Annotated in this window: 13 protein-coding genes; 6 read left to right on the forward strand and 7 right to left on the reverse strand. The window is 56.4% G+C overall.

Features of this window, described 5'->3' with window-relative positions:
• Positions 1-105: 105 nt before the first annotated feature.
• Entirely contained in the window at positions 106-1,149 is a 1,044-nt protein-coding gene (locus C2U68_RS10715) for a rod shape-determining protein (protein ID WP_054760567.1), read from the reverse strand.
• 114 nt (positions 1,150-1,263) lie between these two features.
• Here C2U68_RS10715 and gatC point away from each other — a divergent pair, with 114 nt between their 5' ends.
• Genes gatC through gatB form a run of 4 tightly spaced genes read left to right on the forward strand, consistent with a single transcriptional unit; the run spans position 1,264 to position 5,084 of the window.
• The gene (gatC, locus tag C2U68_RS10720) at positions 1,264-1,551 is read left to right on the forward strand and encodes an Asp-tRNA(Asn)/Glu-tRNA(Gln) amidotransferase subunit GatC (RefSeq protein ID WP_140912483.1); all 288 of its coding nucleotides are present in this window, start codon (positions 1,264-1,266) and stop codon (positions 1,549-1,551) included.
• A 9-nt stretch (positions 1,552-1,560) separates the two neighbouring features.
• Positions 1,561-3,012 (forward strand): Asp-tRNA(Asn)/Glu-tRNA(Gln) amidotransferase subunit GatA, encoded by a 1,452-nt coding sequence (gatA, locus tag C2U68_RS10725; RefSeq protein WP_140912484.1) that lies wholly within the window; start codon positions 1,561-1,563, stop codon positions 3,010-3,012.
• A 13-nt stretch (positions 3,013-3,025) separates the two neighbouring features.
• Complete coding sequence (locus C2U68_RS10730) at positions 3,026-3,628, forward strand: Uma2 family endonuclease (RefSeq protein ID WP_140912485.1); 603 nt, start codon at positions 3,026-3,028, stop codon at positions 3,626-3,628.
• Positions 3,629-3,647: 19 nt separating this feature from the next.
• Complete coding sequence (gene gatB, locus C2U68_RS10735) at positions 3,648-5,084, forward strand: Asp-tRNA(Asn)/Glu-tRNA(Gln) amidotransferase subunit GatB (RefSeq protein ID WP_140912486.1); 1,437 nt, start codon at positions 3,648-3,650, stop codon at positions 5,082-5,084.
• 94 nt (positions 5,085-5,178) lie between these two features.
• Here gatB and C2U68_RS10740 read toward each other — a convergent pair whose 3' ends face one another.
• The 6 genes from C2U68_RS10740 to C2U68_RS10765 form a co-directional block, all read right to left on the reverse strand.
• Positions 5,179-6,492, reverse strand: a complete 1,314-nt coding sequence (locus C2U68_RS10740; protein WP_140912487.1) for a selenium-binding protein SBP56-related protein — start codon at positions 6,490-6,492, stop codon at positions 5,179-5,181.
• Positions 6,493-6,663: 171 nt separating this feature from the next.
• Complete coding sequence (locus C2U68_RS10745; RefSeq protein WP_140912488.1) at positions 6,664-6,936, reverse strand: DUF4242 domain-containing protein; 273 nt, start codon at positions 6,934-6,936, stop codon at positions 6,664-6,666.
• Positions 6,937-7,028: 92 nt separating this feature from the next.
• Complete coding sequence (locus tag C2U68_RS10750) at positions 7,029-7,325, reverse strand: type II toxin-antitoxin system RelE/ParE family toxin (RefSeq protein WP_140912489.1); 297 nt, start codon at positions 7,323-7,325, stop codon at positions 7,029-7,031.
• Complete coding sequence (locus C2U68_RS10755) at positions 7,325-7,624, reverse strand: addiction module protein (protein WP_260839307.1); 300 nt, start codon at positions 7,622-7,624, stop codon at positions 7,325-7,327. The genes C2U68_RS10750 and C2U68_RS10755 overlap by 1 nt, the downstream gene beginning before the upstream one ends.
• Before the next feature lie 11 nt (positions 7,625-7,635).
• On the reverse strand, positions 7,636-8,145 hold the full coding sequence (locus C2U68_RS10760) for a hypothetical protein (RefSeq protein ID WP_140912490.1): 510 nt from the start codon (positions 8,143-8,145) through the stop codon (positions 7,636-7,638).
• A gap of 55 nt (positions 8,146-8,200) precedes the next feature.
• Positions 8,201-8,797, reverse strand: a complete 597-nt coding sequence (locus C2U68_RS10765; protein ID WP_140912491.1) for a TetR/AcrR family transcriptional regulator — start codon at positions 8,795-8,797, stop codon at positions 8,201-8,203.
• 171 nt (positions 8,798-8,968) lie between these two features.
• Here C2U68_RS10765 and dcd point away from each other — a divergent pair, with 171 nt between their 5' ends.
• Together dcd and C2U68_RS10775 are read left to right on the forward strand one after the other, a co-directional pair.
• Entirely contained in the window at positions 8,969-9,535 is a 567-nt protein-coding gene (dcd, locus tag C2U68_RS10770; protein ID WP_140912492.1) for a dCTP deaminase, read from the forward strand.
• Positions 9,536-9,574: 39 nt separating this feature from the next.
• Positions 9,575-12,793, forward strand: a complete 3,219-nt coding sequence (locus tag C2U68_RS10775; RefSeq protein WP_140912493.1) for a glycoside hydrolase family 15 protein — start codon at positions 9,575-9,577, stop codon at positions 12,791-12,793.
• Positions 12,794-12,795 lie beyond the last annotated feature (2 nt).

The following is a 12,795-nucleotide window of genomic DNA, read 5'->3' on the forward strand; positions in this document are numbered from 1 at the left end:
AAGACGTCAAGCCCGGCTTGGAACAATACCGGGCCAGATACAAGTATGAATTGAGAAGGACGGGCTTTGGCCTCCGCACCAGCCCCGGCAGAAATGCTGTCGGAATTATTCCAAGGAAAACGCCGAAGCACCTTTGGCGTCGAGCATTTCCAGCACCATACCGCCACCGCGGGCGACGCAGGTCAAAGGGTCGTCGGCGATATAAACCGGCAAGCCGGTTTCCTCGGAGATCAAACGGTCGATATCTTTCAACAAAGCCCCACCGCCGGTCAACACAATACCGCGGCTGGCAACGTCGGCGCCGAGTTCCGGCGGAGTCTGTTCCAACGCCACCTTGACCGCGCTGACGATGCCGGACAACGGCTCCTGCAGCGCCTCCAGAATTTCGTTACTGTTCAGCGAGAAACTGCGCGGCACGCCTTCGGCCAGATTACGGCCGGTGACCTGCATCTCCCTCACTTCGCTACCGGGGTAGGCGGCGCCGATTTCGTGTTTGATTTTTTCCGCGGTGGCTTCGCCGATCAAGGTGCCGTAATTGCGCCGCACATAGCTGATGATGGATTCGTCGAAGCGATCGCCGCCGATTCGTACCGAAGCCGAGTAAACGATACCGTTCAACGAGATAACCGCAACTTCGGACGTGCCGCCGCCGATATCCAATACCATCGAACCGTGCGCGGCATCGACCGGCAGGCCGGCACCGACCGCGGCCGACATCGGCTCTTCGATCAGGTAGACTTCGCGGGCGCCGGCCATCGCCGCCGACTCGCGAATCGCCCGCCGTTCGACCTGGGTCGAGCCGCAGGGCACGCAGATCAGGATGCGCGGACTGGGACGCAGCAATTTGTTTTCGTGTACTTTTTTGATAAAAAACCGCAGCATGCGCTCGGTGACGGCAAAGTCGGCGATCACGCCGTCTTTTAATGGCCGGATCGCGGTGATGTTGCCGGGTGTGCGGCCCAGCATGTTTTTGGCGTCGGCGCCGATCGCGGCGATGGTTTTCTGGCCGCGAATTTTGTCTTCCTTGATTGCAACAACAGACGGTTCATTGAGTACGATGCCCTGGCCCGGAACATAAATCAGCGTATTTGCCGTTCCCAAATCGATTGACAAATCGTTGGAAAACAGACCACGAATTCTTTTAAACATTTTGAGCAGTACCCTAAGCGCACACGGAAAATCCCGCTACTTTATCAATCAAGCGGGTATTTGAGCAAGATATAAAGTATCATAGTTTTACTAAGAAAACCTGGAGTTAGAAGAATGTCCTTAACGGCGAATGACGTTAAAAAAATCGCTCACCTGGCAAGGTTGGGCATTGCCGAACAAGACGTCGAACACTATGCAAAAGACCTGTCCGGCATCTTGGATTTGATGACCAAAATGGGCCAACTCGATACCGCCGGCATCGCGCCTATGGCGCATCCCTTGGACCAAACCCAGCGCCTGCGCGCCGACCACGTCACCGAAACCAACCAGCGCGAGCATTTTCAAGCCATCGCCCCGCAAACCGAAGCCGGTCTTTATCTGGTTCCCAAAGTCATCGAGTAAGGACACCCCATGCACAACAAGACTTTAAGCGAGCTGGCCGCCGGCCTGCGCGCCAAGCAATTTTCCTGCGTGGAACTAACCCACGCCTTTTTGGCACGGATCAAACAACACCCAGCGCTGAACGCCTTCATCACCATCAGCGAGGAACACGCGTTAGCTCAGGCCGCCGCTGCCGATCAACGCCTCGCTAACGGCGATGCAACCGATTTGACCGGGATTCCGATCGCCCACAAAGACATTTTCTGCACTCTGGGCGTTAAAACCAGTTGCGGCTCGAAAATGCTCGACAACTTTGTCGCGCCTTACGATGCCAGCGTCGTCGATAAATTCAACCAGGCCGGGGCAGTGACTCTGGGCAAGTTGAACATGGACGAATTCGCGATGGGCTCGTCCAACGAAACCAGTTTCTACGGCCCGGCGCGTAACCCCTGGAACACCGATTGCGTCGCCGGCGGCTCGTCCGGCGGCTCGGCAGTCGCCGTCGCCGCACGCTTGGCACCGGCGGTGACCGGCACCGATACCGGCGGCTCGATCCGCCAGCCGGCGGCGTTTTGCGGCATCACCGGTTTGAAACCGACTTACGGCCGGGTATCGCGTTACGGCATGATCGCCTACGCCTCCAGTCTGGACCAGGGCGGGCCGATGGCGCGTAACGCCGAAGACGCTGCGCTGTTGCTGCAAACCATGGCCGGCTTCGATAGCAAAGATTCCACCAGCGTCGACCAACCGGTTCCGAATTACAGTGCCGGCCTCAACGACAGTCTGCAGGGCTTGAAAATCGGCCTGCCCAAACAGTTTTTCAGCAGCCAGCTCGATAGCCAAATGGCGGCAACGATTCAGGCCGCGATTGCCGAATACCAAAAACTCGGCGCCACGGTGCAGGAAGTGGATATGCCGAACCTGGAGCTGGCGATTCCGGCTTATTACGTGATCGCCTCGGCCGAATGCTCGTCCAACCTGTCACGCTACGACGGCGTCCGTTTCGGTTACCGCTGCCAAAATCCGGCCGACCTGACCGACCTCTACACCCGTTCGCGCGGCGAGGCTTTCGGTGCCGAAGTCAAACGCCGCATTCTGATGGGCACCTATGCGTTGTCGGCAGGCTATTACGATGCCTATTACCTGAAGGCTCAGCAAGTGCGTCGCCTGATCAGCGACGACTTCAAGCGTGCGTTAAGCGAGGTGGATGTGCTGATGGGACCGGTCACGCCCGGCACCGCCTTCAAGATCGGCGCAAAAACCAGCGACCCGATCCAAATGTATCTGGAAGACATTTACACGATCGCCATCAACCTGGCGGGTTTACCGGCGATGTCGATTCCGGCCGGCTTCATCGGCGGACTGCCGGTCGGTTTGCAGGTGATCGGCAATTATTTCAGCGAAGCCAAATTGCTGAACATCGGACACCGCTACCAGCAAGCCACCGATTGGCATTTGCAAAGTCCCAAAGGCTTCGAATAACCCGGGAGGCACCATGGCGCCTATCACGCAACTTTCGCAACTGGATTTGAACGGCACTTACAGCTATGCCGATTATCTGACTTGGCGGCTGGAGGAAAGCGTCGAGTTGATCAAGGGCAAGGTTATGGCGATGTCGCCGGCGCCGAGCAGGAAGCATCAGAGCGTGTCGCTAAATCTATCGGTCAGCTTAGGCAGCTACTTCAAACACAAGCAGCCCAATGTCTACGTGGCACCCTTCGACGTCAAACTCTACGACCGCCGCGAGTCCTTGCTTAAAGACCGCGAAGCCTTCAGCGTGGTCCAACCCGATCTGTGCGTGATTTGCGACCGGGAAAAACTGACCGAACAGGGCTGCGACGGCGCCCCGGACTGGATTATCGAAATTTTATCTCCGGGCAACAGCCAACGGGAGTTGCGCCTGAAATACCAGCTGTATCAAGAAAGCGGCGTCACTGAATACTGGATCGTACATCCGTACGAACAAACACTGTACCAGTTCGTCCTCGACGAGCAGGAAAAATACCAGCTGCATGCCATGCACCCCGGCGACGAAATCGCCACGCCGTATTTATTCCCCGACCTGCAAATCGACCTGAACGACGTTTTTGCCGAATAAGTTTTAAAAGGAAAGCACCATGAGCTCACAATGGGAAGCCGTCATCGGCCTGGAAATCCACACCCAACTCTCTACAAAATCCAAAATCTTTTCCGGTGCCGCCACCGCGTATGGCGCCGAACCCAATACCCAGGCCTGCGCGGTCGATTTGGGTTTGCCCGGTGTTTTGCCGGTGCTGAATCAGGACGCGGTGCGCAAAGCCGTGACCTTCGGCTTGGCCATCGACGCCGAGATTGCCCCGCAGTCTATATTCGCCCGAAAAAACTACTTTTATCCTGATTTGCCGAAAGGTTACCAAATCAGCCAGTTCGAACTGCCGATCGTCGGCAACGGCCATCTGGATATCGAAGTCGACGGCGAGACCAAACGCATCGGCATTACCCGCGCCCATTTGGAAGAAGACGCCGGCAAATCCTTGCACGAAGATTTCCACGGCTTGACCGGCATCGACTTGAATCGAGCCGGCACCCCGCTTTTGGAAATCGTCTCCGAGCCGGACATGCGCTCGTCCAAGGAAGCCGTGGCCTACATGCGCAAACTGCACGAACTGGTGCGCTACCTGGAAATCTGCGACGGCAACATGCAGGAAGGCTCGTTCCGCTGCGACGCCAACGTCTCGGTCCGCCCCAAAGGCCAGCAAGAATTCGGCACCCGCGCTGAAATCAAGAACATCAACTCCTTCCGTTTCGTCGAAAAAGCCATCAATCACGAAATCGAACGACAGATTGACCTGATCGAAGGCGGCGGCAAAGTGGTGCAGGAAACTCGCCTGTACGACGCCAACAAAGACGAAACCCGCTCGATGCGCAGCAAGGAAGAAGCCAACGACTACCGCTATTTCCCCGACCCGGACTTATTGCCGGTCGTGATCGAAGAAAGCTTGAAAGACGAAATTCGCGCCACCTTGCCGGAACTGCCCGACGCCAAGAAACAACGCTTCATTGCCCAATACGGCATGGACGGCGAAAGCGCCGCCACCTTGACCTCTTCGCGCGAACTGGCCGACTTTTACGAAAAAGTCGTGGCTGAATCCGGCGAAGCCAAATTGGCGACCAACTGGCTGACCGGCGATGTGCTCGGCGCACTGAACAAGGCCGGCCTGGAAATCGGCGATTGCCCGGTCAGCGCTGAGCGTTTGGCCGGCCTGCTGAAACGGGTCGCCGACAACACCATTTCTGGCAAAACCGCGAAGCAGGTGTTCGACAAACTGTGGAACGGCAGCGAAACCGCCGACGAAATCATCGAAAAAGAAGGCCTGAAGCAAATCACCGACACCGGCGCCATCGAAGCCATCGTCGACAGCGTCATCGCCGCCAATCCGGGCCCGGTAGAGCAATATTTGTCCGGCAAAGAAAAAGCGCTGATGGCTCTGGTCGGCCAAATCATGAAGCAAACCCAAGGCAAGGCCAATCCGGCCGAAGTCAACAAAATGTTGATTGCCAAGCTTAAAGGCTAAGCGTAGCGGCTCCCGTTAAGCACGGGAGCCGTAGCAAAGCCTCCGCCCTCACTGACCGCTCGCCGAATCCGGCAGCGGTCAGCGGGCCAACCGCTTATTTCGGCGCTTTACCGTACAAGGCGTAGGCGCCGAACCGCATCTGGTGCGCCCTGCCCAGTTTCTCTTTATTGAAGTCGATCGAGAACTGCTCGGTCAACTTGTCGCCGTCCCAACTATAAGCCTTGAAGTACTGCTCGTTGTCGGCGCCTTTCTTGTCCCAATTCGCCAGCAGCGACGAGGTGTAATACAGGCGCTTGCCATCCCAGCTCGACGACACCATGTTGACCTGGGCGCCGATTTTTTGCTCGAACACTTGTTTGGGGTGGAACGGGTCGCTGATGTCGAAGCGGCGGGTTTTGCCGTCCATGAAGGTGTTGACCCACAAGGTCTTGTCGTCGCTGGAGATCGAAATATCCACCGGCAACGGCACCTTGGCCGGTTCGCCGATGTCGGCCACATCCTTGGCTTGCCATTCGCCTTTGTCGTCCTGGTAAATCAGCCAGATTTTCGAAGTCAGCGCGGTGCTGGTGAAGCAGTAATTATGCGCTTCGTCCCAGGCGCAACGGATTTCCAGCGGCGCCCCCGGCACGTCGAACACTTTTTTCGGCTGTCGGCTGTGCAAATCCCATTGCACCACGGTATTGCCGAAGCGTTTCATCGCTTCGGGGTCGGCCAGCATCTTGCCGAAATCCATCATGTAGTTCGACCAGCCGGTAAACGACGAGGTCAGCATCAAGTTCTTGCGTGGTAAAGCCCTTACATCGTAGTTGTAGCCGTCGGCGTATTTGCCGGATTTGATCGCACCTTGCAGATTGTCGTCGGTCGGCAGCCAGTAGGTGGCGATGTAGTCGCCGGCATTGCTGTATTCCACAATCGCGGTGCGGCCGCCGTGATCTTTATTATTGGACAGGCCGGTAATGACCATTCGCCCCGGCAAGGCATACAAACTGTGCGGGCCGACCACGCCGCCGCTTTTGGCCACGAAGTCGGTGATGGTTTTAGTCAATTTGGGTTTGGCTGGGTCAGTGGCGACATCAAAGATGAAAATCTTGTTGGTATCCAATCCGCCGGCCCACAGAAATTTACGGTCGTCGGTAAAGTCGGAATGGTGGGCTTCGTTGCGGCCGCCTACCGACAGACTGGCGACGACTTTGCCGTATTGTTTGGATTTTGGGTTGACGTCGACGGTGACCAGTTTGTCCTGCTCGTCGCCTACGCCTTCCGCGCCCAGAGTCCAGATGTAAACGAAATCTTCCTGGCCGGTGATTTTCGCCATGTACGGCGAGGCGCAGGTTTCGTCGGCGCTGACCGACAGACTGGCGCTGCCGAGCAACAGCGCGGCGGTAAAGGTGCTGAGTTTAAAGTTCATGGTGTTCTCTCCCCCGAGAAAGTGTTGTGGTGATATAGGCCGGAATAAGCGTCAACGCTTCCGGCAGAAATTTACCTGTGCTGCGTCGAAAGGTTTGCCGGAAACGCCTGACGGCTTATTCCGGCCTACCGTTTGAGGCCGCAACATAGGCGATACGCAAGCTGATATCGCTCAATCGGCCGTGGTCGGATCGATCACGGTCTTGATTTCCTCGATCCGATTGGCCGGAAAACCGCCCTGCTCGGCGTGCTCGCGGATCGCCTGCTCGCTGTCGGCGATGTAAATGCAATACACCTTGTCGCCGGTGATATAGCTGTGCAGCCATTGAATGCGCGGCCCCATCTCGCGCAACACGCCGCAGGACTTTTGCGAAATGCCTTGCAGCTCGGCATGCGTCAACTGGCCGGCGCCGGGAATATCGCGTTCGATGATGTATTTAGGCATGATGACCTCCTAATAAATGACCGGTCGTCTAATTTGCCGGCGTTAAAAAATGCTGCCCGGTGGGCAGCGAGGTTTTGTTTGTGGCGTGAGAGTTACGATTTAACCCGATACTTCCAATAACCCGGTTCTTGTCGCATATGCATCACAGCGATGATGTATATCGCATCCTCTCGAACGCTGTAAACAATGCCGAAAGGGAAGTGAGGTAGTTTGCATTTGCGAACATCACCCGCTAATTTCCGATACAGCAATGGTTGGTAAGCGATTTTTGCTGCCGCGTCCTCGATAGCATCGACAAAACGCTGCCCCAACTCCGCTTGCTTCTCGCGATAGTACACGGTAGCGGCATTGGCTTCGGTCAATGCCTCATCATTCCAAATAACCCGCATTAGGCAAGGCTTGCGCGCAATTGAGCTATCGCTGATTCGTGATCGACGAGTCGAGCCGTTCCGTTATCAATTGCGGCACAACGGCGCTGAATTTCTTCCTGCCATTCAGCCGAGACAGGAAAGTCTTCCTCAAAATCCAGGGATTCCAATAGAGTTTCAGCAATAAAGGCGCGAATTGCGGGTTCCAATTGCATCGCGTCGTCGATGATGCGTTTAGGGTCGTTGTTCATAATTCGTTGCTCGGGTGAAATATCCACATTTGTTACCTCTTTACAAGTTGCGCTTACGGCGTCCAGCACGTCTAAGTTCCTTAAGATTTTATTCGTTCCAAAGGCTTCTTTTGATCTCGCCAATCCTGCAAGCTAATCGGACCGTCGGCCAAATCATCTACCAATATCTCCTTTCCATCAATTCGTACCCAAAACGACTCCCAACGATGCATATGAGTGTCTTGACTCTCAAAGAAATCAACCGGCCAATATTGCTTCCCATCTATGTCTTGTGACTCTTTAGCTGTGGTTAATATTGCCGCATGCACCTTACCTTGCGATTTTTGATCGATATAGTCCGACCACGCTTTGATTTCGGGAAGTTCGAAAACCAATGCTACCGCATTATCGACCACGAGTTCTGTAGGACTCGCTTCCGACTTTTGGGGAGGCCCTACTGGGTTCTCTGAAACAACAGTTACCACCGCTTCTGGCTTTTCAACAAGCTCAACAACAGGCCGTTCTGACTTCGTTGAGGAGGTTGTTTCTGGCTGCTCGGAGCATCCTCCTAAACAAAAACATAATGGAATCAGGATAAATAGGATTTTCAAAAGACTCCTCCAAAAGCAATATGGTGCATGACAGTTTACAGAAAACTGTATCTATTCACGCTCTAAAATAGTCATCCAACAAATCCCGACAAACCGCCTGCAAAGGCTCCACCGACTGCTCGACCTTCATCCGCAGCAGCGCCCCCTGCCAGCCGTTCAGCATCAAATCCGCCATACTCTTGGCCGAGCGATCCAGCCGCACCGAACCTTGCTTTTGGCCGCGTTCCAAAGCCGATTGCTGTAAGGCACTGTAACGACCAACGGCATCCAGCAAGGCATCCCGGCACAATGGACTGGTATCGCCGATCTCGCCCATCAAATTACCCAGCAAACAACCGCCCTTGAAACCGGTTTGAGCCACTTCGGCGATCAATCCCAGGTAGTACGCCTTCAAGGCCGCCAGGCCATCCGTTTCCGGGTTTTGCAAATGGCCGGATAAGCGCAGGATAAACGGCTCGATGTAATGATGTACCGCCTCGGCGGCGAATTGTTCCTTGCTGCCGAAATAGCTGTAAAACGAGCCTTTCGGAATCTGTACCGTGTCCAGGATCTCTTTCAGACCGGTGGCGTGATAGCCTTTTTCCAATAGCAGACTAACGCCCTGATCGAGCAGCCTGTCTTTTTTGACTTGTTTGGGTGCTGTTTTCGCCATGGACCGCATTATGCGACCGGTCGTCTAATTTGTAAATCAGTTTTTCCTAATTCTTTAATAAGCCTTATCAGCGCTATCGGCTAACGACTCCCGACCAGCCAATTGGCGATTTTTCGGCTTCGTTTTATGTTATGTTGCAGCTTTGTTTCTGCTTACCGATAAACCAGCCACATGAGCATTAAATCAGACCAATGGATTCGCCGCATGTCCGAGCAACACGGCATGATCGAGCCGTTTCAGGCCGGCCAGATTCGCGAATCCGCCCAGGGCCGCATTATTTCCTACGGCACTTCCAGCTACGGCTACGACGTCCGCTGCTCCAACGAATTCAAAATCTTCACCAACATCAACTCCACGATCGTCGACCCGAAGGATTTCGACGAAGCCAGCTTCGTTGATGTTAAATCCGACGTCTGCATCATTCCGCCCAATTCGTTCGCGCTGGCTCGCACCGTCGAATATTTCCGAATTCCGCGCGACGTGCTGGTGGTGTGCCTGGGCAAATCGACCTACGCCCGCTGCGGCATCATCGTTAACGTCACGCCGCTGGAACCGGAATGGGAAGGTCACGTAACACTAGAGTTCTCGAACACTACCCCGCTGCCGGCCAAAATCTACGCCAACGAAGGCGTGGCGCAAATGCTGTTTTTCGGCGGCGACGAAATCTGCGAAACCTCGTACAAAGACCGGGGCGGCAAATACCAGGGCCAGACCGGAGTCACCCTACCAAAAGCCTGATCGGCGTCCCGCCGTTTTAACTTCACCTGGGATAACGACATGACGTCTACCAGCACATCTGAAACGCTCGACCGCTACTACCGCCAAGTCAACGACATCATTCTGCAGCGCCAGGACTGGATCAGCGGCCTGCTGCCGGCCAGCACCGCGGTCAATACCCACGGCAATTACACCGATGCCTGGGTCCGCGACAATGTCTATAGCATCCTGGCCGCCTGGGGTTTGGCTTTGGCCTACCGTAAACTGGAAGGCCAACAGGAGCGCACCTATCTGCTGGAACAGAGCGTGGTCAAGCTGATGCGCGGTTTGCTGATTGCGATGATGCGCCAGGCGGCCAAGGTCGAAAAATTCAAGCATAGCCAAGACCCGCTGGACGCGCTGCACGCCAAGTACAACACCCAAACCGGCGAAGTCGTGGTCGGCGACAGCGAATGGGGCCATCTGCAACTGGACGCCACCTCGCTGTTTTTACTGATGCTGGCGCAAATGACCGCGTCCGGGCTGCGGATCGTGTTCACCACCGACGAAGTCAACTTCGTCCAGAATCTGGTGCACTACATCAGCCGCGCCTACCGCACGCCGGATTACGGCATTTGGGAGCGCGGCAACAAAATGAACCACGGCATCGCCGAACTCAACGCCAGCTCGATCGGCATGGCCAAAGCCGCGTTGGAGGCCATGTCCGGCTTTAATCTATTCGGCAAGGACGGCGGCCAGACCGCGGTGATCCATGTCATCAGCGACGATATCGCCCGCAGCCGGATCACGCTGGAATCCCTGCTGCCGCGGGAATCGATCTCCAAGGAAGTCGATTCGGCCGTTTTGAGCGTGACCGGTTTCCCCGCCTTCGCCGTCGACAACCCGGAGCTGCGCGCCCGCACCGAGCGCTTGATCGTCGAGAAACTGCAAGGCCGTTACGGCTGCAAACGCTTTCTGCTAGACGGCCACCAAACGGTGATCGAGGACCATCAGCGCCTGCATTACGAACCCAGCGAATTGAAGCAATTCATGGACATCGAATGCGAATGGCCGCTGTTTTTCTGCTACCTGCTACTGAACAAACTGTTTGCCGGAGACAGCGAAGGCGTCGGCGACTACCGGCGTAAACTGGACGATTTGCTGGTGGAACACAACGGCCAGTGGCTGTTGCCGGAGTTGTACATCGTGCCGGAGTCCGCCATCGCCGCCGAAAAACGCCACCCGCACAGCCAAACCCGGATCGCCAACGAGAACGTGCCACTGGTCTGGGCGCAAAGCCTGTACATCCTCGGCGGCCTGTTGCAGGACGGCTTGATCGGCCTGGACGATATCGACCCGCTGGGCCGTTACAAGACCAACCGGCTGCACGCCGCCGCTACCGTACAGATTGCCTTGTTGGCCGAAGACGACGACGTGCGCGACGAATTGCGCGCGCTGGGCATTCCGGCGCAAACCCTGACCGAAATCGCACCGATTCAGGTCCGCGACGCCAGCGAATTGGCCGCGGCTTACCACCAAGTCGGCCGTAACGACCGGATCGGCCTAACCGGTCGCCCGTTGCGGCAATTGCGCACGCTATCCACCTCCAAATTGTATCTGCTGGCCGGCGAGCCTTTGTTGTTCCTGCCGCAATTCATGAACCAGAAAGGGTTCTATCTGGCGATGGACAACCAACTGCTGATCCAGCGCCTGCGCATGGAGCTGACTTACCTAAGTAACCATTGCGACAGCGCCGCGCCGCCGTTGTTGGCGATCAACATTCGCCACAACATGCTGCAAAATGCGGACCGCGAGGTGCTGCTGAACTTCATCGCGCAATTGCGCCAAGGCACCCTGGAAGGGGTACGCGCCTCGCTCGGTTTGCTGACCGACGTAGTCGCGTCGGCCGCCCGCGAGCGCATCGGTTACCTGCACGATTTCAAATTCTCCGAGGCCAGTTGGGAAGAAGGCGAGCGGCCGTTCGCCCAGCTCCTGCCCAGCGGCGATGCAACCACACTGCAGGCTGTCGATAACCTGCTGGTGACCGAATGGGAAATCGGCGGCGACGAGCAATTGGTCGATCTTTTGCAGACCAACCCCAACCTGTATGCCCAGTTGGAAGCGTTGAGCCTGTTATGCCAACGCCACGGCCTCGACTTCGACACCGGCCTGCGCAATGGCGAAGGCACACCGTGCCGGGTGCGCGACTTGCTGGAGGAAGTCTACGCCCGCGCCGGCGATTGCCATGCCTGGTATTTGGTACGCCGCTGCGCCGGCTTGCTGGAAAAATACGACATCAACCTGGAACAGGCCGCCACCGAGATTCTGGTGCGCCAACACGGCCTGACCGTGGGCCGCGCCTACAGCGGTAAAGCCACCTTGCGGCGGCCGACCGATTCCTGGCAAATCCTGGAAACGATCCGCACCTTCAATCCCGGCGACAGCAGCCAGCAAATCATCATCCAGGAATTGATTCTCTACCTGGGCATGCTGATCAAGCTGAAGCCGGAACTGTTCGCCGACATGCACACCATCCGCGTCGGCCACATCCTGCAATTGATCATCGCCCGCTACAAGCGTTTACACAGCTCTTCGCTGGATCAGGCCTTCAACGACATACTATCGCTACCGCCGCATCAGGTCGCAACGCTGGTCCGGGAAACGCTGGAAGACTACAACAACAGCGAGAATCAGCTCGGCCAAGTCGAGACCTTGAATTACGAAGGCCCGCAACGCGATCTGGCCGCGGCCCGCTTTCCGGAAGCCATGGACCCGAAAGACCGCGCCGGCGCCGAAGATTGGTATGCCTGGCGCGAACAGCAAGGCAGCGTCGGCCGCGAAAACGAAGCCTTTTTCAGCGGTTTGTGGACTTTGCTGCACCATTGCAAGGGCTTGATGGTCGGCGAGAAATACAACAGCAAGCGCCGTATCGATAGCGAAATGATGCTGGCGCAGATGACCGCCGGGGAACAAACCTTCCGCCTGCATATCAACCATATCCTGAACAAGATTCAGGCGCCGGTGTATCGGCAGTTGAGTGTGGAAGCGTTGCGGGCGCTGGCCTCCATCGTCAAGGAGAATCCGGAGCTGTATATCGACGACACGCTGGTCACCGATATTCTGATCGGCCACGCGGTGCGAATCAGTTGGTTGCAACGGCATCCGCAATACCGCGACCACTACGAAGAATGCGTCTCGCTGGCCTGGCAGGCTTTCTACCAATTGCCGCCGCACGCGGTCGCCAACGCGATACTCGACGCCTTGATCCACCTGCTCAACAACGCCACCCCCACTGTGTGAGG

Source organism: Methylomonas koyamae, assembly GCF_006483455.1.
Classification (GTDB): domain Bacteria; phylum Pseudomonadota; class Gammaproteobacteria; order Methylococcales; family Methylomonadaceae; genus Methylomonas; species Methylomonas koyamae_B.